Source organism: Bacillus bingmayongensis (assembly GCF_000299035.1).
In the GTDB taxonomy this organism is placed as follows: domain Bacteria; phylum Bacillota; class Bacilli; order Bacillales; family Bacillaceae_G; genus Bacillus_A; species Bacillus_A bingmayongensis.
The window spans coordinates 1,181,475-1,203,130 of sequence record NZ_JH921518.1 but is presented as its reverse complement, the minus strand read 5'-3'; the positions used below and the strand labels follow the sequence as shown (position 1 = coordinate 1,203,130).

Below are 21,656 nucleotides of genomic sequence, written 5' to 3'. Positions count from 1 at the left end.
TTTTGTTGTTGTTAGAATTTTGTTGATTATCGTTATCTTGTTTTGTATTGTTTATTTTTTCATTCGATGTTGTTTCTGTATCTTCATCGTTACTGTTATTTTTGTTGTTGTTAGAATTTTGTTGATTATCGTTATCTTGTTTTGTATTGTTTATTTTTTCATTCGATGTTGTTTCTGTATCTTCATCGTTACTGTTATTTTTGTTGTTGTTAGAATTTTGTTGATTATCGTTATCTTGTTTTGTATTGTTTATTTTTTCATTCGATGTTGTTTCTGTATCTTCATCGTTACTGTTATTTTTGTTGTTGTTAGAATTTTGTTGATTATCGTTATCTTGTTTTGTATTGTTTATTTTTTCATTCGATGTTGTTTCTGTATCTTCATCGTTACTGTTATTTTTGTTGTTGTTAGAATTTTGTTGATTATCGTTATCTTGTTTTGTATTGTTTATTTTTTCATTCGATGTTGTTTCTGTATCTTCATCGTTACTGTTATTTTTGTTGTTGTTAGAATTTTGTTGATTATCGTTATCTTGTTTTGTATCGTTTATTTTTTCATTCGATGTTGTTTCTGTATCTTCATCATTATTGTTATTTTCTTTGTTATCTGATTCATCCTTGTTACTGCTATTAGATTTTGATTCTTTCGTTTTCTCTGAATTTGTTTTCTTGCTGCTCTCTTTATCATTAGAATCAGCTTTTTTATATTTAGGTAGTCCAAGGTGAGTACGAAGTTGATCTGTTAAATCTTCTAAATCTTCCTCTACTGGTGCATAGTAATACGTACCGCCGTCACTCGCACGGCCACATTCTTTATCACCAGCGGACATATAACAATCTTTACCATTGATTTGTAATTTTTCAATTGAAGAATCTGCACCATATTTATAGAATGATAACATATCATCAAATGTTAGATTCGTAACAAATTGTCCATTAATATCATCGATAATATTTCCTATTTTTGTTACAGAGTCAACGCTTGTTACTTTTTTCAAAATGGCTTCGATAACAAGTTGTTGACGTTGACCGCGCATTGCATCACTATCAATGTGGCGTGTTCTAGCAAGAGCAAGCGCTTCTTCACCGTTTAATTTTTGAACACCTTTTTCCAAGTGGATTGCTTCTGCATTATCGTTGCTATCTTGTTCAGTAAATTCAACAGGAACATCTACTTCAATACCACCTAAATCATCCACAATTTTCATAAATGATTTAAAGTTGAATTTTACAAAGTAATCAACAGGAACATGAAGTAATTTTTCTACCGCATCAATACTAGCTTGCGGTCCACCATCTTTTCCATTTTTAGCAGAACCATATGCATGTGCATGTGTAATTTTATCCATTTTCTTTTCTATTGGGATATAAGTATATGTGTCTCGCGGAATGCTTAAAAGTTTTACAGTTTTACTATCTTTATTAAACGTTGCAAGTAACAGTGCATCTGTTCTTATGGCACCACCGTATTCTTTACCACGTACATCACTTTCGTCAACGCCCATTATCAATACAGATACATTATTAGAAATAGGTTTAACAGCTTTATCACGTAAATCTGATTTATCACCGCGTGCTAAATCATGAGCGGCATTTCGAACAGCAGAGGATGCTTTATTTACTAGAAACCAAGTATAACCGCCTCCTATTATTAAAAATAATAAAAGGAAACTTATAATAATTTTTGTTTTTCGTTTTCCTGTTTTCTTATTATTTCGTATATTTTCTTGCAAAGATGGGTTTTGATCCATTTCATATACTCCTTCATTTGGATTGAAATACGATACTCATATCACCTAATTATAATGAAATTTGGCGAAAAAGAACATTACAAATCATTTACATTTCGCAAAAATCCAACTTATTTTACGAAAAGTCAGATTTTTCGACTTCTTGTAAAGGGAATTTTGGGAGAATGAGCAATAGAACAAGTATAGTTTGTTCTATTTGAAATAGAAATACATATTATGAAAAAATAATAAAGAAGTAAGATTTGTTGAAATATGTTCAATAGGATGATTATATTACATTCTATAGACCTTATATAATGAAGTAGAAAGACAGTTTGTTAGGAGTAAAGGAGATAGACATAATGAATCATACATCATTTCGAGCAATTCTTGTAAATGAAAAGGAAGGAATTCAATTTGAAAGAACCTTTGTTGAGAGGGAGATAAATGATTTACCTGAAGGAGAAGTGCTAATACGTGTTCATTATTCTTCATTAAATTATAAAGATGCTCTTTCAGCTACTGGGAATAAGGGAGTTACAAGAAAATATCCACATACACCAGGAATTGATGCAGCAGGAGAAGTGATTAGCAGTCAAGATCCTTCCTTTAAAAAAGGGAATCAAGTAATTGTAACAGGATATGATTTAGGAATGAATACATCTGGTGGATTTGGTCAATATATTCGTGTCCCTGCATCATGGGTCGTTCCGTTACCAGAAGGGCTGTCATTGAAAGAGAGTATGATGTATGGGACAGCAGGGTTTACAGCTGCTTTGTCTGTACACAAGTTAATTACATCAGGTATTACACCTGACATGGGGAAAATTCTTGTTACAGGAGCAACAGGAGGAGTTGGAAGTGTTGCAGTTAGCATTTTAGCGCGATTAGGATATGAGGTAGTAGCTGCGACTGGAAAAACGGAAGAGAAAGAAATGATGCTTCATTTAGGTGCGAAAGAGATTATTCACCGTGATGAAATGAATGATCAATCGGGAAAACCGATGTTAAAAGGAATATATGCGGGTGTGATTGACACAGTTGGTGGAAATACATTAGCAACGGCTCTGAAGGTTATTCAATACGGGGGAAGTGTAACGACCTGTGGTAACGTTGCGGGACATGAATTTAAAACTTCTGTATATCCATTTATTCTGCGTGGTATCAATCTGTTAGGAATCGATTCTGTACAATGTCCAATGGCATTAAGAAAGAAGATTTGGTCAATGTTAGGAAATGAGTGGAAGAATCTAAATTTATTACCTTATACGACAGAATGTACATTAGAAGAATTAAACGATAAATTTGAACCTATATTGCAAGGGAAGTTAAAGGGAAGAACGATTGTGAACGTATTAACGCAAGGTACAGAAGATCCAATGAAAAATGTACTACAAGATTAGGTAGTTAGTATATATCTATTTTGATTTGCTGGCATATAAGTTGTGGTTGTGAGAATAAAAGGGGATCTCCACTCGTTTTCTCCCTTTGTTTTCACTTGGTATGGGCAGAAAAAGGGTCTGACCGTTTCTATGCAAGGTCGGACGCTCTCTCCTACCCAAAAAAGAAAGATTTTATATCAGTTTTTTCAATTTATATTTATATAAAAAGACGATCTTTTATCAAGATCGTCTTTTTGTATTATAGTGTTTGTTTTAATGCAACTTTTCCCTGTTCTCCTAAAACTCCATCTGCAATATTTACAGATGGAAGTTTCACTTTATAAATTTGGAGGGAGAAATCGTGCTAGATAAAATTAAAAGCTACTGGTTTACCCAGCGGCTTTTTCATTCTTTTTATCCATCTGTTTTTGCTTTCGTACATTTGTAATGTAAATAAAGAGAAAAGCGATAAGTAACACCGAAGAGTACCGATATACAGTTGCATAGTCTGTAAAGTGTGCGATGAATCCGAAGATAATGGCTCCTGCTCCAATGCCAAGGTCAAATGCAGAAAAGAATGTTGCGGTAGCAACGCCACGGCGATGCGGGGCTACACGGTCAATCATCCATGCTTGTAAGGCAGGTTGAATGGCACCGAATCCACTTCCGTAACAGCTTGCTGCAATAATTAAACTTGGTATTGTTGTTGTATACGATAACAGGATAATTCCTGCAAATGTTAAGATAACACCGGGAATAATAACAAATGTATGGCCTTTTACATCGTATAGTCTTCCTGAGAAGGGACGTGTTACTGCGATGGCAAGAGCGTTAAATAAGAAGAAAAGGCTAATATCAGCGATACCAACTTGTGTAGCAAATAAAGTGATAAAGCTACCAATCCCCCCATACATTAATGTAATACACAATATTAATAATGAAGGAAGTAAAGCTTTCTTTTCGATAAATCCATCTAAAAATGATTCATGTGTCTGGTGAATTGGTTTTTCAGTTGCTTGAATTTTGAGTAGCTTTGTTAATATTAAAGAAATCACTGTGCAAGATAGCGCACATAAAAAAAGAATCGTAAAGTTATAAGTTTGCATGAGCCACAGTCCGATAAGAGGGCCAAGTGCCATAGCTATCGTTCCAGAGAGGCCGAAATACCCCATACCTTCACCACGGCGGGCTGCTGGAATTAAGTAGGAGACTACAGTTCCATATGTAGTAGTTGTAATACCGAACCCAGCTCCGTGCAAAATGCGAACAGCAAGAAGAAGAAAAACGGTAGAGGCAAACAGGTAACTACCCATGGCCAGTAGACAAATGGCAGTTCCAGTCATTAAAATGAGTTTTTTACTAAATTTCTGTAGTGCATTTCCAGTGAGCGGCCGAATAATTAAAGCTGCTACAGTAAACATTCCAACAACAAATCCGATGCTTGAACTCGTGCCACCAATTTCTTTAACGTAAACAGGTAAGGTTGGAATTAACATTTGAAATCCTAAAAACATACATAAGTTTGCTAAGATGAGCGCGATAAATTCTTTTGTCCATAATGGTTCTCGTTTTACGAGTGCTACTTCTCCCATATATTCATCCCCTCAATATTTTTTCTCTGTTCTTTCGAGTATATGTAGTGGCCAATGTAACAGTCAAGAAAGGTGAACTAAAAGAAGGTAACAATTTTTTTGGTGAAAAAATTACAAATTTGTGTAAATACTACACAAATGTTCTTAAAAAAGGTAAAGTATAGATGTATAGTCTGCTAGTCGTTATGATTGATAGGGATGTTTTTTTTTTAAAGAAAGCGGATTCAAACGGATAGTAAAGTAGAAGAGGATTTCTACTATTTTACTACATATGTTTGAAAAGGTTTACAAATTGATGATGAAGAAAGAGGCGTATACGCATGAGACGATTAGGTATTTCTATTTATCCAGAACATTCTACAGTAGAGAAAGATAAGGAATATTTAACATTAGCACATCAATATGGTTTTACACGTGTATTTACATGTTTATTATCAGTGGACGGAGAAAAAGAGAAAATTGTTAAAGAATTTAAGGAAACGATTTCGCATGCAAATGAATTAGGTTTCCAAGTACTTGTTGATATTAGTCCAGCCGTTTTTGAACAGCTTGGTATTTCTTATAACGACCTTTCATTCTTCCATGAATTAGGTGCATATGGTATTCGTCTAGATGTTGGTTTCTCAGGATTAGAAGAATCTATTATGACATATAACCCATATGGATTAAAAATTGAGATTAATATGAGTAACGGTACGAAATATGTTGATAATATTATGAGTCATCGTCCGAACCGTGAAAATTTAATTGGTTGTCATAATTTTTATCCGCATCGTTATTCCGGTCTTTCTTATGAGCATTTTATAAAATGCTCAAAACAATTTAAAGATTACGGTATGAGAACTGCTGCTTTTATTACATCATTTGATGCGACATATGGTCCATGGCCGGTAACTGAAGGATTATGTACAATCGAACAACATCGTGAATTGCCAATGACAACGCAGGCGAAACATTTATTTGCTACAGAATCTATTGATGATGTGATCATTGCAAATGCTTATGCATCAGAAGAAGAATTAAAAGCGCTTGGAGAAGTAAACAAAGAAAAACAAACGTTTGACGTAGAGATTTATGAAACAACAACAGATTTAGAAAGAAAAATTGTATTAGAAGAACCACATTTTTACCGCGGGGATGTATCTGAATATATGATTCGTTCCACACAAAGCCGTGTGAAATATAAAAAAGAAGAGTTTAAACCACATAATACAAGACCAATTAAACGTGGTGATCTTCTTATTGATAATGAACAATACGGTCAATATAAAGGTGAATTACAGATTGCCTTAAAAGATATGGTGAATACAGGTAAGACAAACGTAGTAGGTCGTGTGGTAGAAGAGGAAATCTTCCTATTAGATTATTTACAAGCGTGGGATAAATTTGGATTTACATTAAAGAAATAATTATTTTATAAATACAGTAAGAAAGAACAAGGAAAGACAGAACATGTCTATTAAATGAAGGGCGTGTTCTGTCTCAACACCAAAAATAGTTAAAGTTATCTCTTCACCTTATAATGTAGTTGTACAAATTGTCCAAAACGTTTTGTATCAATTAAAATTAAATCTATTTGTGGATTCTTTTCTTTAAATAAAGGAATACCAGAACCTAATATATGAGGTGAAACCGTGATAATATATTCATCAATTAAATCTTCCTTTATAAATGCATCGAGTATACCTGCTCCACCAACCATCCATATTTTAGAGCCTTTTTGTTCTTTTAACTTTTTTGTAAACGTTACTACATCTTCATTCACAAAATTCACATACTCACTTGAACCTTTTTTAGAAGTGGTAAAGACGTAGCATTTTTTATCAGGATACGGAAATGTTTCTGTGTGTTTCATTACGTAATCATAAGTCTTTTTCCCCATAATCGTTGTATCAATAGATTGATACATTTCTGTATATCCATTGTCACCTTCACCCTCTGTGTCATATAACCATTGTAAGTCATCATCTTCTTTCGCAATAAATCCATCTAAACTAGTTCCAATATATAAAATAACTTCACGTGCCATATTTTTATCTCCTTTTCTCTTATAGAATATCCCTTATTGATAAAATCATTAGGTACACACTATAATAACGATAAAACATGACAAGTAATGGCATGATAAAAGAAAAGGTGAGAGAAATGTCAAAAGCAAAGCGGTTGTTAGATATTCTTCTGTTTGTGAATGCGAAGAGAAAGTTTACAGCACAAGAAATAGCGGATGAATTTCAAATCTCTATTCGCACTGTTCATAGATACATATTAGACCTATGTGATATGGGATTACCAATTTATGCTGAACAAGGACGGAACGGGGGATATACAGTATTAACAAATAGACTTCTTCCGCCTATTTTATTTACAGAAGAAGAAGCTGTTTCAATCTTCTTTGCTTTTCAATCTCTAAATTATTATCGTAGTTTGCCTTTTGATACTGAGATTAACTCAGTTACACATAAATTATATAGTACACTTCCGAGTGATGCTAAAATAAAGGTGGATAAAATGCGTTCTTATATTGCCTTTTGGAATCCGAAAAGAACGATTGATGCACCATTTTTAAAAGATGTTTTAGAGGCTTCTATTGATGGTCGAAATTTAAACATTCAATATGAATCTAAATCAGGTATGAAAACAAAACATATTCATCCTATCGGTGTATATGCCCATGATGGATTATGGTATTTACCTGCTTATGATTATCGTAAGCAAAAAGTATTACTGCATCGTGTAGATCGCATTCTTTCAATCTTATCAACCGAAAAAGCTGAAGGTGAATTCATGAATTTGGAGGAATGGTTGACCTCTCATGAAGTGAAAAAACCAATTCGATTGCATGTGCAATTAACAATGGAAGGCGTACGTCAATGTAAAAGTGTTCCTACTTTTGAGGGCTTTGTAGTAGAGCAAGAAGATGGAACTGAATATATTGATACAATCATTGATAAAGGTGAACTTGGTTTTATAACGCCACTATTTTACAGACTTGGAATGCATGCGCGAGTTTTAGAACCAAAGGAATTAATAGATAATTTGCGTATACAAGCTGACGAGATTTTAACGATGTACCAAGATTTGAATTAAAATTACGATTCACTTAAGAAAGAATACATATGAAACAAAAAAGCTACCAAAAGGTAGCTTCTTTGTTTATTCATATCGTAAACATTCAATCGGATCAAGTTTCGCAGCTTTATTAGCTGGTAGTAACCCGAATAGAATACCGATTAGCATAGAGAGTCCTACTGAAATAAGTCCAAGTTTCACTGAAACAACAAGCGGCCATCCCGCAAATATTGCGACGATCCAAGCGAAGAAGATACCTAGCATAAATCCAATGAATCCGCCTAATGCTGTTAAGATACAAGATTCAATTAGAAACTGCATTAATACTTTCCCGCGTGTTGCACCAAGTGCTTTACGGATACCAATTTCACGTGTACGTTCTGTTACTGATACAAGCATGATATTCATAACACCAATTCCACCAACAAGTAGTGAAATAGCGGCGATACCACCAAATACACTTTTTAGAATACCTGTGAAGCTATCGACTTCTTTTAACATTTCTTGTGGATCTGGTACTTTGAATTTTCCTGTATGCTCTGGTTTTTTAGCATCATTTAATGATTTTACAACTGCATCTTGTACTGCGTCCTTATCTTGACCTGGAGCGAGTTTTACTGTTAAACCATCATAGTTGTTTTTACCAAATAGCACAGGCCAGTTTTCTGCAGAGATAGCACCTTCTTTAGATTCCATGCCACCCATCATTGCTTCTGTAGAGTATACACCGACTACTTTATAGGGAGTCCCCTTTATATCAATATATAAGTTTGGTTCCCATGAAGAGAATAATTTATCAAATGCATCTTTGTGTAACACGATTGTATGTTCAGGTTTATCTAAATCAGCGGCAGTGAACAACCTGCCGTGCTCAAGTTTGAAGTGAGATGTATCTTCAAAGTAATCGCCTTTTACACCAGTTATATCAAGATCTAATTCTTTTTTACCTGCATACGCTTTTTCTTTGCCTCTAACATCTGGATAAACATCTTGAACACCAGAAATTTTTGAGACACTTTCATACATGCTTGCGGATATTTTGCCATCCATATCAGAATAATCTTCTGTCGTATAGCTTACTGAAAATTGATCTTTCTTTTCTTTCCCAATCTGTTCACGGAACTTGGCGTTTGTTCCATCCCCGATCGAGATGATTGTAATAATGGCACTAACCCCAATAATAATTCCCAGCATCGTTAACACAGAACGCATTTTATGAGCGAAGATAGAGGAAAGGGCCATGCGTATATTTTCACTTGTGTTCAAAATTAACCTCTCCAATCCTGGACGATATTTCCGTCACGAATTACAATTTGACGTGCTGCCGCTTCCCCAATTTCTCTGTCATGGGTGATCATAATGATTGTTGAGCCTTGTTTGTTTAATTCGTAAAAGAGGTCCATAATTTGTTTACTTGTTTTCGTATCGAGTGCACCGGTTGGCTCATCGGCCAAAATGAATTTCGGATTGTTTACAATCGCACGGGCGACAGCAACACGCTGTTTTTGCCCGCCAGATAATTCGTTTGGTAAATGTGTTGCGCGATCTGCTAGACCTACTTTTGTTAGTGCAGCTAATGCACGCTCACGTCGTTCTTTTTTATCTACACCAGCATAAATAAGAGGTAATTCTACATTTTGCATTGCATTGAGACGAGGGAGTAGCATAAAGTTTTGGAATACAAATCCGATTTCTTTATTACGAATATGAGCTAGCTCCGTTTCAGACATATTTGAAATATTTTGCCCAGCTAACGAATAAGTCCCGCTTGTCGGTTTATCTAAGCAACCAATGATATTCATTAATGTTGATTTGCCAGAACCAGATGGTCCCATGATAGAAGTGAATTCGCCTTGATTAAGCGTTACATCAATACCATGCAATATTTGAACTGTTTCTTCACCGTTTTGAAAGGATTTCGTGATGCCTCTTAAATCAATCATTGGGCGTTAACCTCCATACCATCCTTTAAGTCTTTTTCTGGTTTAGAGATGATTTGGTCACCTTTTTTCACGCCAGAAACTTTTGCCTCGCTATCTGTTTCAAATTCAACAGTAACTGCTTGTTCTTTTGCTTTACCGTCTTTCACGATGAATACAACATTGTTATCGCCTTTTTTCACAATGCTGCTTTTTGGAACAACTGTACCAGTTGCTTCACCAGACTTGCTTGTTACGTATACATGGAAGCCAGTTTGTAATTCTTCATTATTATCTAATGTAACGATAAATTGATAGTTAGAAACTGTCTTATTTTCATCCATGCTCTTTACTGGGGTTGTACCGATTTCTGTGACTTTTCCAGTCCATGTTTTTCCTGGTACAGTTTTTGATGTAACAGTTACTTCTTGCCCAACTTTTACATGTGCTAGTTCATATTCTGATAATTGCCCTTTTACTTTTAGAGGACCAGCAGTGCGAAGTGTAATACCGCTCATACCTGTTTTTTCATCCGCATTTTTTGTAATATCTTCAATTACGCCATCAACTGGGCTTGTTACAGAAAGAGTATTTAGTTTTTCGTTGCTTGTTTGAATCATTTGAGTGGCTTTTTCAACTTCAAATTTTTTCATTTCAAGCTGTGATTCGAGTTGCGCGATTTCAGTTTCAGATGCTTTTAACATCTCCCCAGGTGAACCGGCATTTTTATCTTTTTGTAATTTTTGTTTTGCTGCATTTAGTTGTTTATTTAATAATTCTACTTCTTTATTAGCAAGTTTTTTTTGCATTTCTGCTTCTGTTACACCTAACTTCATAGAAGGATCATTGTATTTAAAAAGTAGCTGTCCTTTTTTTACTTCATCGCCTTTTTTAACGGACAGTTCATACGTACCTTTTGATGGATCAAATGCAATTGTTTCAATTCCGTTTGGAATGACTTCGCCGCCAAATTTTTGTGCATTTTCAATCTGCTTCTCTGTGACTTTATAACTGCTGTATGCTATAACTACGTCAGAACCGCCACCAGCAAAAGTAAAATATGATCCTGCTGCAATCCCAATTGTTATCAAACTTGTAATTATCACTTTATTTTTCTTTTTCATTTATTTATCACCTTTTCGCTCGTTTTTGTATCTGCTTTCAGTATAGTAGAGTAGGGAAATGTGACAAATCGTTTTAGCTTACAATAACATTACAGTTTTGTAAGGTTTACATATTGGGAGACAAGCAGATTGTTTGACGCGTCTTTTCTTTCTTACAATAATATTGTATGAAGGAAAGGAGTGAGGAATATGGAAACATATTTTGGAGCATTTCCTGTGGAGAAATTTGTTCCGTACTCAAAACAACATGTCATTATACTTCTTCTTATCGGCATAGGAGCTTATTTTCTTTATCATTTTCAAGACCTACTTCGACAACAACAATGGAATATGATTATTCGATATACGATGGTCTTTTTATTTATCGGAAGTGAAATTGGACTTGATGTGTGGCAAATGAAAGCTGGGATTTTTCAATTAAGTACATCGCTGCCATTTGAGTTATGTACGATTAGTCTCGTGCTAGTAACGATTATGGTTATAACAAAAAGTTATAAAATCTATGAGATCGTCTTTTTTACTGGAATTATCGGAGCATCACAAGCAATTTTAACACCTAATTTACAGTATGCTTTTCCACATTTTCGCTTCATAGAATATTTCATCGCACACGTATTGCTTATTTGGGCACCGCTCTTTATGACTTGGGTAGAAGGGTATAGACCGACATTTCAATCGATTAAGCGTACAATGATTTTTTTAAACCTGTTGATTCCAATCATTTCATTTGTGAATTATAAAACCGGCGGCAATTATATGTTTTTGGCACATAAACCAGAAACTGCTTCATTACTTGATATGTTAGGTCCGCATCCATACTATATTATTTCGTTAGAAATCGCTGTGTTTATAGGCTGTTTACTATTGTATGTGCCATTTGCTAGAAGTGAAAAACATATGCAAAAAGAATTACTAGAATCATAATCTAGTGATTCTTTTTTATATGTTAACAGTTCGTTCTTATATAAAAATTGTATGTAGTGATAGAAAATGAAAAGAAGCAAGCATTTTTTAAGAATGCTTGCTTCTTCTTTTATTTCGTAGAAACTTCACCTTCTGTTTGTGTTTGCGGGATAAAGTATCCTACAATACCTCCAATAATTGCTGGGACAATCCAACCAATCCCTAATTTGTAAAAGGGAATTGTGCTTACAATAGATGTGATAGCAGCTGGCATCATTCCGACATTATCAAGCGCGTGAATGCAGCTAATAATGAATGCAGCAATCATAGCACCGATATATACAGATGGTTTACGCTTCGTATATTTATCAATGAATGATACGAAGATTAAAATGATTGTAATTGGATAAAGAATAATTAACACAGGTAATGTAATTTTAATTAATAAGCTTAATCCTAGGTTTGAGATGATGAAGCTAAAGATACAAACATATAATACAAGTTTTTTATACGAGACATTTGTTAATATATTTGTGAAATAGTTGGCAAATGCACTAACTACGCCAATAGCTGTAGTCAAGCAAGCAAATATAATTGCGATGCTTAGCAAAATATTACCGCTTCTCCCAAATAATTGATACATAACAGTTGCTAATAGCTGCCCGCCGTTTTCAAATTGTCCTAGGTTTCCATTTGATGCTCCGATATATCCAAGTAAGAAATAAACAACTGTTAAAAAGAAAGCAGCAATGCTCCCGCAAATAATCGTGTATTTTGCAATAGAAGCTTTTTCCTTTACACCGTTTTGACGAATAGCATTTACGACAATTGTCGACAAAACAAGAGCGCCAATAGCATCTAATGTTAAAAATCCTTCTAAAAACCCTTTGAAAAATGGAATTTCTTTATAGTCGCCGACAGGATTCGCAAATGAACCTGTTGGAGAAAGAATTGCTTTTGTTGCCATAATCGCAATAATTCCAAGTAAGATTGGTGTTAATATTTTTCCAATATGATCAACTAATTTGGATGGGTTTAATGATAAGAAGTAAACAACCGTAAAGAAAATAAAGCTAAATAGTAACATGGAATACCATTGATCTTGAAAAAGCGGTGCGATTCCAATTTCATAAGAAACCGATCCAGTTCGTGGAATAACAAATAGTGGGCCGATTGAAAGGTAGATAATGATAGCTAGTACTGCTGCGAATTTTGGATGAACACGGCTCGCTAAGTTTTTAAAACTACCACCTGCAAGGGCGACAGCAACGATTGCTAATAATGATAAACCTACATCTGTAATGATAAACCCTGAAATGGAAACCCACATGTTTTCTCCTGAAGAAAGTCCGAGAAGTGGTGGAAAAATCATATTACCAGCGCCGAAAAAAACTGCAAATAGCAATAAGCTAATCGAGAGAATTTGCGATGGCTTTAAAGTTGTACGCATATATAGAAAATCCTCCTAGATATCTTTTTGTCGAAAATTCAAATAATTTGTCGAGTAACTGTTTTAATTTTAATCGTCTGATGACTAGAAAGCAACAGGAAATTTTAAATAATTTTAAAAATAATGCGTTAAGTTGAATAATTATACTTTTGTATTTCATGAAAAATTTGGGTTATAAAAGGAGTTAAGGAAGGAGAAAAGCAGTTTGAAAGAAGTGTGTTATGGGGAGTAGAGGAAAGAGAGAGTCTTTAATAGCAAAAAACAAGCACATACCGTTTCGATATGTGCTTGTGAAATAGTTAAAAATATATTTTCCTATCGCGTTCTTCTTTTAAAATTTCAACAGCTTCGCGGAAACGCTGGGAATGAACGATTTCACGCTCGCGTAAAAAGCGTAAACTATCATTTATATCTGGATCGTCTGATAGATCGATTAGCCACTGATAAGTTGCTCTTGCTTTCTCTTCCGCAGCAATGTCTTCATATAAGTCTGCAATTGGATCTCCTTTTGCTTGTATGTATGTGGCTGTAAATGGAACGCCGCCTGCATTGTGATAAAATAGTGCACTATCGTGATTGGCGTAATGAGCATCTAGGCCAGCTGCTTTCATTTGCTCAGGTGTTGCATCTTTTGTTAATTTGTACACCATTGTGGCAATCATTTCAAGATGTGCAAATTCTTCTGTACCGATATCTGTTAATAAACCGACTACTTTATCAGGAATGGTGTAGCGTTGATTTAAATAGCGGAGTGCAGCAGCTAATTCGCCGTCCGCACCACCATACTGCTCAATTAATAATTTTGCAAGGGCCGGATTACAAGTACTTACTTTAACAGGATACTGCAATTTTTTTTCATATATCCACATATTTTATCTCCTTTATATTTGCCATGGCCAAGGGCCTTTGCTCCATTCCCACGGCGCATTAGAATAGCTATTTCCAAATTGTTGAAGCGGACCATACTTTTCCTCAATTTTTTGTTTTTGCAATCTTCTTTTATAGGAAAAATCATTAAATTGATTAATAGCTGCGATATCGTCTGGATGGGTATCTAAATAAAGAGTGAGTTCGACTAATACAAAATCGAGTTCTTGCAGTTCTTCCAGCCACTTATAATATTCATCTGGCAATGTTTGAGCCACGGATTCCCTCACCTTCCTTTCTTATAGGGATTTTCATAAAAATCATAGAAAGCAGGCCATAAAGTGCCCTTCCTTAACGCTTCGTTAGGTGGGAATTGAGGCAAGTTTGGTGGTTGGAATCCCATATATAAATGTGGAGGAGTTGAATAATATCTCTTTCCAATCGGCGGACAAGGATCGTTTGGACCACGGTAAGGTGTGTAAGATTTCATAAATTTGTCCATAACATAAACCTCCTTTACAAGTGAAACATTCATCACTATGTATTGTATTCAGACATAATTGTCATTTATGACTCATATAGAAAAACTAGTAGGGTCAAGGGGGAAATGTAAGTGGAGACGATTACAAATTGCATTGTATTAGAAGTAAGAAATTTAAAGGAAACATTATACTTTTATGAAGGGATTTTGGGGCTTCAACCGAGTAGACACAGGCCACAATTACATGTACCTGGTGTTTGGTATGATATTGATTCAACAAGAATTTGCTTCATTTTAAATAAGAAAAAGGGCGAGAATTTTAGTAGGGAAATGCCTTCTTCTATAAAATTTAGTTTGCCCCTATGCGACATAGAAAAAGTACGAAAAAAATTAGAATTCTATTGCGTGTCATTTGAAGAATTAGAGAGCTGTAAAACGGAGAAACGGGGGATTGCTGTGCATGATCCTGACCAGTATAAAATTCTAATTGAGTCGAGGACTGTATAAGTATGAAAGACTCACTATAAGAGGGAGCGATAGTATGAATAGTACGTATGAAGAAAGTGCCTTGTTTGAGCATAAATTTTGGTTGAAGATCCTTGGGGATCATGCCCAGTTTATTTTAGATGCTTTAGCTCCAAATGAAAGAGAAGATATTCAAAAAGCGATGTATTTGGTCCAAACATTTGATAGATTTCTCAGTAATATTCATACAGTAAATTTGCTTGCATTTGCGAAAGATGCACATACAGCAGCAGAGGAAATTAGAACATTTAAGTTAAGTATTATACAAAAGCAATTGGAAGGAAAAATTGCGATTCATTTTACACCAACTTTTCTTAATCATATGGTGAACGAAGTGGAAGAGTACATAACAGTATTAGAGTATTTAATAAAAGGAGAGGTGCCGCCTATTTTCCACGAGTTACATTATCATCTAGCTTGGCTAACGGATGCAGCGGGTCATGCAGGTGCCATTTCAGGTGGGCTAGATCTTGTCGAAAAACGACTTAAAGAGAAAAGTGAGGAATATGAAAAGCATTTTGAACAATTTTACTTAAAAGCTGTGGAAATGACGGGTTACTTACGGACGGAACTACACTCTTTTCCAGCTCTAAAAAAGTTTACAAAAGATGTTTCATTAGAACTGACACTATTTTCACGTTTCCTTAACGAATTAGAGGAATTAGAGTTATCAGATCAAATATTAAGTTTAGTATCTGGAAGAATAGCAGATCATATGGCAAGGGAAGAGTGTTATTACTTATTGAAGTTAGCTCAAGCTTCTGGCTTAGAGATGCCAAAGTGTAATCCGCTCTGAGAGTAGCTGAAAAGTCACGATTATGTGGCTTTTTGTTTGTTCATGTCTTCTTTTTGCTGCTTTATTTGTTCAATACTAGCATTTAATGTTTCCATAATGTTGATGATGTTGGTAGTAGGAGATATAAGTTCATTTTTTTCTTGTTGTTCAATTTTTTCTTCGATGAGATTACTAAGAGCTTCTCTATATTCATCCGTATACTCTTCAGGTTTGAATGGGTGTGTAAGATGATGAATTAAATTCATCGCAGTTGTTAATTCTTGTTTTTGTATAGGATGATCTTCATTACTTGGAAGATTAGGAGTATGTTTTATATTGCGAATTTCATTTGGATAATGGATCGTTTGTAAAATAAGCCCATCTTGAAAATTGCGGATAATGGCTAAATGTTGTTTTTTACGGATAGAAATATGAATAAGTCCAAGTTTATTTGTTCGTTCTAGTGATTCTTTTAATAATAAATACGTCTTTTCGTTGCCGGGAGTAGGGCCTATAAAATAGGAGCGTTCGAAAAGAATGGAATCTATCTCATCACTTTGAACAAAGGAAAAAATGCGAATTACCCGTGGTTCATATGCTTTTTGTAATTCAGCTAATTCTTTATCCTCGATCAAAATATATTTATGTGGTGCATATTCATAAGCCTTTACAACCTCTTCATTATTTACTTCGTGATCCGTGCAATCAGGAGCAACTCTTTTATATTTAATCGGTGTTAGACATTCCCTATGAAGACTTAGAAATTTAATATCCTTTTCCTCTACGGCGCTATATAGCTTAATTCCGACGTTTAATAGTCCAAGTGAAAGAGTGCCCTTCCATACTGTATGCATACGAATAGTCCCCCTTTATATGAAAAGAAGATGAATAGGTATATTATGAGGTATTAACCAAACTTGTATACATCCTTTTATTTTTTATGTTTTAGGAGAAGCTAAACAGACATTGGGAGGATTCATACATGCAGTTAGCCACACATGAATTACGTGATTTAAGTGAACTGCTGGGTGTTACAACACGATTAATACGATGTCTACATATATACAGCAAGCACAGGATCCTGAATTGAAACAAATGTTACAGAAGCATCTGTCTTTTCATGTACAAGCTTATAACTTGAAGGTGGAGTTTGTACAAAAGGAATCTCCTCCTAATATTTCAAAGTTTCAGCCATCTAAATTAAATCCAGTGTTACCTTCGTATACAAAGGCTCCTTCACAAGAGTACTTGCCAGTTACGCCAAGCGTAGCTGCAAAGCCCCCTAATGATCGATCCATTGCACTTGGGTATTTACTAAATCAAAAATCTTCTGCATTTAATTGTGCAGGTTCTTTATTAGAGATTGCAAATCCAGAGTTAAGGATGCTTTTAGAAAATACGTTTTTAAATAGCGGTCACCACGCTTATGATATTTGGCAGTATATGGTGAAAAAAGGATATTATCAGTTATCCCCAGCACCGAGTTCTGAAATGCAAGCTATAGCAAGTATGTATCAGCCTATTAATGAAGGATAACCAAAAAGATTGACAAGTTCTATCAAATATTTTAAGGTGATTTTATAAGATTGCGTATATAAAGGGGAGTAACTTGTCACAATAAAGTCGTCATTACGGGGAGAAACCCTCGGCTTTATTGGCAACATTTTTGTTGTTAGTGAGACCTTTACCGGCAATGGTAAAGGCCCCTTATTGTCTTTTTTAGGACCTTTACTATATTTGGTAAAGGTCCTTTTTGTCTGCAGAAAAGGAGAGGTGAAAAGTGAAAAAGTTTATAAACAGATTTCGATTTATGCTTCATTTTCGTCGATTTGGTCCATTTCTATATGACTTTTTTACATCAAAAGAAGTCGCTATGCAAAAGAAAATACTATCCATTGTATTTTTAATCGGGTATGTCGTATTTCCATTTGATATTATCCCTGATTTTTTGCTATTCTTTGGGGGATTAGATGATATTGCTGTTGTCTTATTTATTTTGCAGCGAATTGTGAAAATGGCGCCGAAGCACTTACAAGAAAAATATAATTTAAATAAAGGATAGGAGTTAATAAATGGAGCAGTTTATTTTAGATGTAATTGACTATTTAAAGCAGTTTTCTTATTTTGGTGTAATTCTAGCATTAACATTCGAGTTTATTCCAGCAGAAATCGTTTTACCCCTTGTTGGGTATTGGGTATATGAGGGAGATATGAACTTTTGGCTTGCGGTATTAGCTGGAACAATTGGAGGGACGACGGGGCCATTAACCTTATATGCACTCGGTTATTATGGTGGTCGTCCGTTATTAATGAAATATGGAAAATACTTTTTTATAAAGGAAGAGCAAATTAAAAAATCAGATCATTTCTTTGAAAAATATGGACCAGCTGTGGCGTTTCTTGGCCGATTTATTCCAGGGGTTCGTACGCTTATTTCCATTCCATGTGGAATCGCAAAAATGAATATTTGGCAGTTTAGCATATACACATTTGTGGCGATGTTGCCTCTTACGACGTTATATGTATATATAGGATTGAAATTAGGTCCTCATTGGAAAAAGGCAGGTGCAATTGTTGAACAATATACCTTACCGATACTAGGAGTTGTTTGTTTAATTGTGATAGGAATGTTCATTTTCAAGTTTGTGAAAAAGAAAAATAAAGTGGAGTCAATGTAAAAAACACCTATAGAGGTGTTTTTTACGTTGGAAAAGCAATGTGAACAGGAATTACGAAAGATATTGAGATAAGTTATAAAGATGTTGTGGAACTTTACATGAAACTGACTGTACGTTTACAAAGCTTTAATATTTTTTATCGTTCATTTAAACGTGGTTAATATGTGTTAGTTACAATGTTCCTTGTACAGCATTAAACATACAAGGGGGATTTACGTGAGCAGGAACGTGTTTCAGAAGGTAAAAGGTCTTATAGGATTATTAGCAGTTTTCATTTTAGCGTTTGTATCGTTTCCATGGAATACTTCTGCACAAACAGAAGAGAAGAAACAAGAGAAAAAACCGGAGGAGAAAAAACTTGTCTTTCCGGTTGTAAGTGACATACATATTAAAAATAGCGGAACAGATGATACGTTTCGCTGGAAAAGAGCGATTGAACAGTTTAATACACTTGCGCCAAAACAAGACGCATTTGTTATCGTTGGTGATTTTACAGATTCAGGTTCTACGCAGCAATATGATCGTTTTATGCAAGTTTATAATCAGTATGCCAATAAAGATGCAGTGAGAATGAATTCACTTGGAAACCATGATTACTGGAATGGTTTATCGGTAGAGGATGCACAAAAACGCTTCTTAGAAAAGACTGGTATGGAATCTGTTTATTATCATAAAGTAGTGAAAGGATATCACTTCCTTGTTATGTCACCAGAAGATGGAACGACACATGGATATTATTCTGATAAACAAATTAATTGGTTGAAGGAAGAAATTGCAAAAGCAAAAGCTGATGATCCAGAAAAGCCAATTTTCGTGTTCTTGCACCAGCATATTAAAGAAACTGTGTATGGAAGTCATGAGTGGGGAACGAAGGATAGTGCAAAAATTAATGAAATATTGAAAGATTACCCACAAGCCATTACTTTCTCTGGTCATTCTCATTACCCATTAGATGATCCAAGATCGATTCATCAAAAAGACTTTACATCTGTTGGCACATCTTCTGTAAGTTACATGGAAGTAGAGGGCGGGAAAGTGCAAGGGAATATTCCGCCAGGTGCAAGAGAATTAAGCCAAGGTTTACTAGTAGAAGTCGATGATAAAGAAGTAACGATTAATCGCCGTGATTTCCACACAAATTCTTGGACAGGTGAACCGTGGAAAGTGCAGTTGCCAGCAAAAAAAGAATCTTTTGAGCATGTAGAGAATCGTGATAAAGAAAAACCGTCCTTTGACCAAAGTGCAAAATTAACAGTATCAAATGTGACGGAAAGTTCAGTAACAGCGACATTTCCACAAGCAGTGGACAACCTACTTGTTCATTCTTATCGTTTACAAGCAAGAGATAAAGAAACAGGAGAAATCAAAAATAAGCTATTAGCCTTCTCCGAGTTTTATCGTGATCCGGTGCCGAAAGAACTTACGTTTACATTGGCGGGACTAGATAGTGGAAAAACATATACGCTAGAAGCAGTAGCTATCGACTCATTTGGTAGCGAAAGTGAACAACCATTACAAGCTGAAGTAACAACGAAAAAAGAAGTTATTGATCCAAATGTGAAAGTTCCAAAAGCGGACGTATTTGATGTAAACTTTTTAGATGGTACATTTAAGGATCATTCACCATTTGAAGCAAATGGGAATGTGAAAGGAAATGTACCGATTGAATATGATAAAGCATTGAAAAAACATGTGATGAAATTAAATGGTGCAGCAAATACATTTGGTTATATTCCATTTTCAGCAGAGCAAAAAACGAAGGTAGCAAACACATTTACTTTAGAAACTGTGTTTTCGATGAATGAAATTCGTGGTCAAGGTATTTTACAAAATACAGAGAGTGGTGGAATTGGATTTGAATCTACTGGAAATGGATATGTAGAATTATGGGCTCATATTGGTGGTAGCTATAAACGTGTAGGTACACAATTAGAAGCAAATAAAACATATCATCTAACAGGAATTTATAACGGAAACGAAGTAGCGATTTATGTAGATGGTAAAAAAGTAAATAGTCAGCCAGCAACAGGTAAAGTGTATCATCCAAATGTATCGTTTGCGATTGGTGCCGACCCAACAAGCAATGGTAATGGCGGTATTCCATTGAATGGACAAGTTGTGCTTGCGAAATTGTATAGTAAAGCGTTAACTTCATCTGAAGTATTAGCGGCATATAATGAATTTACAAATCGTACGAAATTAGAAGAGCTAAATGTTTTATATGAAGAGATGGGCAAAGCAAAAGAAACATTAGCGAGTTCTTATGAGTTTGGTGACAAACCAGGTCAATACTCACAAGCTGCTTTTATAGAATTACAAACAAGTTATAATGAGGCAAAAGCAGCATTTGAAAATATGGCGACGACAGGTGAGCAAGCAGTTGGGGCTTATCATGGTTTAAAAACAGCACATGAAGCATTTTTACTATCAAAGGTAACGGATCAAGAAACACCGAAAGAAAAACTACAAAAGGTTATAGATGTAGCAAAAGCATTATTAGAGCAAGTACAAGTTGGGCAAGAGCCAGGGCAATATCCAGAAGGACCAGTAAAAGCGCTGGAGAAAAAAATCACAGTAGCAGAATCTGTAATGAAAGATCAAGCAGTGAAAGATCAATATGTAGAAACAATGCAGCGTACATTGGAATATGCAGTGCAACTTGTAGAAAAGAGCGTAAATAAATAAATAAACAAAAAAGAAGCTTGTCATGGCAAGCTTCTTTTTTGTTATACTAAAAGTAGAAAGACAGGATAAGGGAGCGAATAATTTGGAAGAGAAAAAGCTAAAAAGAATTCTTGAATATGTATGGATTGCAGTTGTGCTCCTTGTTGGATATTATTTTTTGAAAGACAAAAGCATATGGATTCTGTTTTTAATGACTTTTTTATTAGCAGGACTAGGAACGCTGTTTATTAACTTTTTCTTTGATAGCGTGGCTGCATGGAAAAAGAAAAAGAAAGAAACAAAATGATAAAGGAGAATGGATATGTGAACATGGAAGCCTGTGTATCAATTGGTGGTCATAATGATTGTAATTACGATTGATATTGTAAATGATTCGTCACCAATAGGAGACTGTGATTGGTTTACAGCTTGCATCGGCATATTTTTCATTCTACAAACCTTAATGGACAAACAAACTCGAACGTAAAACAGCTCGCC

At 34.9% G+C, this 21,656-nt stretch carries 21 protein-coding genes and 2 pseudogenes; 12 read left to right on the top strand and 11 right to left on the bottom strand.

Annotated elements, in window-relative coordinates; translation table 11 throughout:
• Positions 1–547: 547 nt before the first annotated feature.
• A pseudogene (locus Y7E_RS30150) lies at positions 548–1,750 on the bottom strand (LCP family protein); the annotation flags it as partial.
• A 341-nt stretch (positions 1,751–2,091) separates the two neighbouring features.
• Here Y7E_RS30150 and Y7E_RS0120655 point away from each other — a divergent pair.
• Positions 2,092–3,132, top strand: a complete 1,041-nt coding sequence (locus Y7E_RS0120655) for a YhdH/YhfP family quinone oxidoreductase (RefSeq protein WP_017153172.1) — start codon at positions 2,092–2,094, stop codon at positions 3,130–3,132.
• Between the two features lie 368 nt (positions 3,133–3,500).
• Here the strand turns inward: Y7E_RS0120655 and Y7E_RS0120650 are convergent, their stop codons facing one another.
• Positions 3,501–4,703, bottom strand: coding sequence for an MFS transporter (locus Y7E_RS0120650; protein ID WP_017153171.1), 1,203 nt, complete (start codon positions 4,701–4,703; stop codon positions 3,501–3,503).
• Positions 4,704–5,023: 320 nt separating this feature from the next.
• On the opposite strand from Y7E_RS0120650, the gene Y7E_RS0120645 reads away from it, so the two are divergent.
• On the top strand, positions 5,024–6,112 hold the full coding sequence (locus Y7E_RS0120645) for a DUF871 domain-containing protein (RefSeq protein ID WP_017153170.1): 1,089 nt from the start codon (positions 5,024–5,026) through the stop codon (positions 6,110–6,112).
• Between the two features lie 95 nt (positions 6,113–6,207).
• On the opposite strand, the gene Y7E_RS0120640 is transcribed toward Y7E_RS0120645, so the two are convergent.
• Positions 6,208–6,732 carry a dihydrofolate reductase family protein gene (locus tag Y7E_RS0120640; protein WP_017153169.1) on the bottom strand — a complete coding sequence of 175 codons (525 nt, stop codon included), beginning with the start codon at positions 6,730–6,732 and terminating at the stop codon, positions 6,208–6,210.
• A 116-nt stretch (positions 6,733–6,848) separates the two neighbouring features.
• Here Y7E_RS0120640 and Y7E_RS0120635 point away from each other — a divergent pair, with 116 nt between their 5' ends.
• Positions 6,849–7,790, top strand: a complete 942-nt coding sequence (locus tag Y7E_RS0120635) for a helix-turn-helix transcriptional regulator (RefSeq protein ID WP_017153168.1) — start codon at positions 6,849–6,851, stop codon at positions 7,788–7,790.
• A 66-nt stretch (positions 7,791–7,856) separates the two neighbouring features.
• Here the strand turns inward: Y7E_RS0120635 and Y7E_RS0120630 are convergent, their stop codons facing one another.
• From Y7E_RS0120630 to Y7E_RS0120620, 3 genes are read right to left on the bottom strand one after another with little or no spacing between them, the layout of a single operon-like run.
• A complete protein-coding gene (locus tag Y7E_RS0120630; protein WP_422666717.1) occupies positions 7,857–9,014 on the bottom strand; it encodes an ABC transporter permease in 1,158 nt (385 codons plus the stop codon).
• Between the two features lie 26 nt (positions 9,015–9,040).
• Complete coding sequence (locus Y7E_RS0120625) at positions 9,041–9,715, bottom strand: ABC transporter ATP-binding protein (RefSeq protein ID WP_017153166.1); 675 nt, start codon at positions 9,713–9,715, stop codon at positions 9,041–9,043.
• Entirely contained in the window at positions 9,712–10,815 is a 1,104-nt protein-coding gene (locus tag Y7E_RS0120620; protein ID WP_017153165.1) for an efflux RND transporter periplasmic adaptor subunit, read from the bottom strand. The genes Y7E_RS0120625 and Y7E_RS0120620 overlap by 4 nt, the downstream gene beginning before the upstream one ends.
• Before the next feature lie 189 nt (positions 10,816–11,004).
• On the opposite strand from Y7E_RS0120620, the gene Y7E_RS0120615 reads away from it, so the two are divergent.
• Positions 11,005–11,739, top strand: a complete 735-nt coding sequence (locus Y7E_RS0120615) for a YwaF family protein (RefSeq protein WP_017153164.1) — start codon at positions 11,005–11,007, stop codon at positions 11,737–11,739.
• 109 nt (positions 11,740–11,848) lie between these two features.
• Here Y7E_RS0120615 and brnQ2 read toward each other — a convergent pair whose 3' ends face one another.
• The 4 genes from brnQ2 to Y7E_RS0120595 all read right to left on the bottom strand — a co-directional run bounded on the left by brnQ2 (position 11,849) and on the right by Y7E_RS0120595 (position 14,537).
• Entirely contained in the window at positions 11,849–13,168 is a 1,320-nt protein-coding gene (brnQ2, locus tag Y7E_RS0120610) for a branched-chain amino acid transport system II carrier protein BrnQ2 (protein WP_017153163.1), read from the bottom strand.
• A gap of 299 nt (positions 13,169–13,467) precedes the next feature.
• Positions 13,468–14,037 (bottom strand): spore coat protein CotJC, encoded by a 570-nt coding sequence (gene cotJC / locus Y7E_RS0120605; RefSeq protein ID WP_017153162.1) that lies wholly within the window; start codon positions 14,035–14,037, stop codon positions 13,468–13,470.
• 12 nt (positions 14,038–14,049) lie between these two features.
• Positions 14,050–14,313, bottom strand: a complete 264-nt coding sequence (locus tag Y7E_RS0120600; protein ID WP_017153161.1) for a spore coat protein CotJB — start codon at positions 14,311–14,313, stop codon at positions 14,050–14,052.
• Between the two features lie 8 nt (positions 14,314–14,321).
• Positions 14,322–14,537 (bottom strand): spore coat associated protein CotJA, encoded by a 216-nt coding sequence (locus Y7E_RS0120595; protein ID WP_017153160.1) that lies wholly within the window; start codon positions 14,535–14,537, stop codon positions 14,322–14,324.
• A 111-nt stretch (positions 14,538–14,648) separates the two neighbouring features.
• Here Y7E_RS0120595 and Y7E_RS0120590 point away from each other — a divergent pair, with 111 nt between their 5' ends.
• Together Y7E_RS0120590 and Y7E_RS0120585 are read left to right on the top strand one after the other, a co-directional pair.
• A complete protein-coding gene (locus Y7E_RS0120590) occupies positions 14,649–15,023 on the top strand; it encodes a VOC family protein (RefSeq protein ID WP_017153159.1) in 375 nt (124 codons plus the stop codon).
• Positions 15,024–15,057: 34 nt separating this feature from the next.
• Positions 15,058–15,837 carry a DUF2935 domain-containing protein gene (locus tag Y7E_RS0120585; protein WP_017153158.1) on the top strand — a complete coding sequence of 260 codons (780 nt, stop codon included), beginning with the start codon at positions 15,058–15,060 and terminating at the stop codon, positions 15,835–15,837.
• Positions 15,838–15,857: 20 nt separating this feature from the next.
• On the opposite strand, the gene ku is transcribed toward Y7E_RS0120585, so the two are convergent.
• A complete protein-coding gene (ku, locus tag Y7E_RS0120580) occupies positions 15,858–16,670 on the bottom strand; it encodes a non-homologous end joining protein Ku (protein WP_017153157.1) in 813 nt (270 codons plus the stop codon).
• Between the two features lie 128 nt (positions 16,671–16,798).
• Here ku and Y7E_RS30145 point away from each other — a divergent pair.
• The 6 genes and pseudogenes from Y7E_RS30145 to Y7E_RS32865 all read left to right on the top strand — a co-directional run bounded on the left by Y7E_RS30145 (position 16,799) and on the right by Y7E_RS32865 (position 21,645).
• Positions 16,799–17,352: pseudogene (locus Y7E_RS30145) on the top strand (spore coat protein).
• 244 nt (positions 17,353–17,596) lie between these two features.
• Positions 17,597–17,878, top strand: coding sequence for a YkvA family protein (locus Y7E_RS0120570; protein ID WP_017153155.1), 282 nt, complete (start codon positions 17,597–17,599; stop codon positions 17,876–17,878).
• A 10-nt stretch (positions 17,879–17,888) separates the two neighbouring features.
• Complete coding sequence (locus Y7E_RS0120565; protein WP_017153154.1) at positions 17,889–18,494, top strand: DedA family protein; 606 nt, start codon at positions 17,889–17,891, stop codon at positions 18,492–18,494.
• 216 nt (positions 18,495–18,710) lie between these two features.
• The gene (locus Y7E_RS0120560; protein ID WP_017153153.1) at positions 18,711–21,179 is read left to right on the top strand and encodes a LamG-like jellyroll fold domain-containing protein; all 2,469 of its coding nucleotides are present in this window, start codon (positions 18,711–18,713) and stop codon (positions 21,177–21,179) included.
• Positions 21,180–21,261: 82 nt separating this feature from the next.
• Positions 21,262–21,465, top strand: coding sequence for a hypothetical protein (locus Y7E_RS0120555; RefSeq protein WP_026049289.1), 204 nt, complete (start codon positions 21,262–21,264; stop codon positions 21,463–21,465).
• Positions 21,466–21,519: 54 nt separating this feature from the next.
• The gene (locus tag Y7E_RS32865; protein WP_154652045.1) at positions 21,520–21,645 is read left to right on the top strand and encodes an RpiR family transcriptional regulator; all 126 of its coding nucleotides are present in this window, start codon (positions 21,520–21,522) and stop codon (positions 21,643–21,645) included.
• Positions 21,646–21,656 lie beyond the last annotated feature (11 nt).

Bases quoted from the DNA above. Each gene is read 5' to 3' on its own strand.
- Y7E_RS0120655 (WP_017153172.1), top strand. From the start codon at position 2,092: ATGAATCATACATCATTTCGAGCAATTCTTGTAAATGAAAAGGAAGGA.
- Y7E_RS0120650 (WP_017153171.1), bottom strand. From the start codon at position 4,703: ATGGGAGAAGTAGCACTCGTAAAACGAGAACCATTATGGACAAAAGAA.
- Y7E_RS0120645 (WP_017153170.1), top strand. From the start codon at position 5,024: ATGAGACGATTAGGTATTTCTATTTATCCAGAACATTCTACAGTAGAG.
- Y7E_RS0120640 (WP_017153169.1), bottom strand. From the start codon at position 6,732: ATGGCACGTGAAGTTATTTTATATATTGGAACTAGTTTAGATGGATTT.
- Y7E_RS0120635 (WP_017153168.1), top strand. From the start codon at position 6,849: ATGTCAAAAGCAAAGCGGTTGTTAGATATTCTTCTGTTTGTGAATGCG.
- Y7E_RS0120630 (WP_422666717.1), bottom strand. From the start codon at position 9,014: ATGGCCCTTTCCTCTATCTTCGCTCATAAAATGCGTTCTGTGTTAACG.
- Y7E_RS0120625 (WP_017153166.1), bottom strand. From the start codon at position 9,715: ATGATTGATTTAAGAGGCATCACGAAATCCTTTCAAAACGGTGAAGAA.
- Y7E_RS0120620 (WP_017153165.1), bottom strand. From the start codon at position 10,815: ATGAAAAAGAAAAATAAAGTGATAATTACAAGTTTGATAACAATTGGG.
- Y7E_RS0120615 (WP_017153164.1), top strand. From the start codon at position 11,005: ATGGAAACATATTTTGGAGCATTTCCTGTGGAGAAATTTGTTCCGTAC.
- brnQ2 (WP_017153163.1), bottom strand. From the start codon at position 13,168: ATGCGTACAACTTTAAAGCCATCGCAAATTCTCTCGATTAGCTTATTG.
- cotJC (WP_017153162.1), bottom strand. From the start codon at position 14,037: ATGTGGATATATGAAAAAAAATTGCAGTATCCTGTTAAAGTAAGTACT.
- Y7E_RS0120595 (WP_017153160.1), bottom strand. From the start codon at position 14,537: ATGGACAAATTTATGAAATCTTACACACCTTACCGTGGTCCAAACGAT.
- Y7E_RS0120585 (WP_017153158.1), top strand. From the start codon at position 15,058: ATGAATAGTACGTATGAAGAAAGTGCCTTGTTTGAGCATAAATTTTGG.
- ku (WP_017153157.1), bottom strand. From the start codon at position 16,670: ATGCATACAGTATGGAAGGGCACTCTTTCACTTGGACTATTAAACGTC.
- Y7E_RS0120565 (WP_017153154.1), top strand. From the start codon at position 17,889: ATGGAGCAGTTTATTTTAGATGTAATTGACTATTTAAAGCAGTTTTCT.
- Y7E_RS32865 (WP_154652045.1), top strand. From the start codon at position 21,520: ATGATTGTAATTACGATTGATATTGTAAATGATTCGTCACCAATAGGA.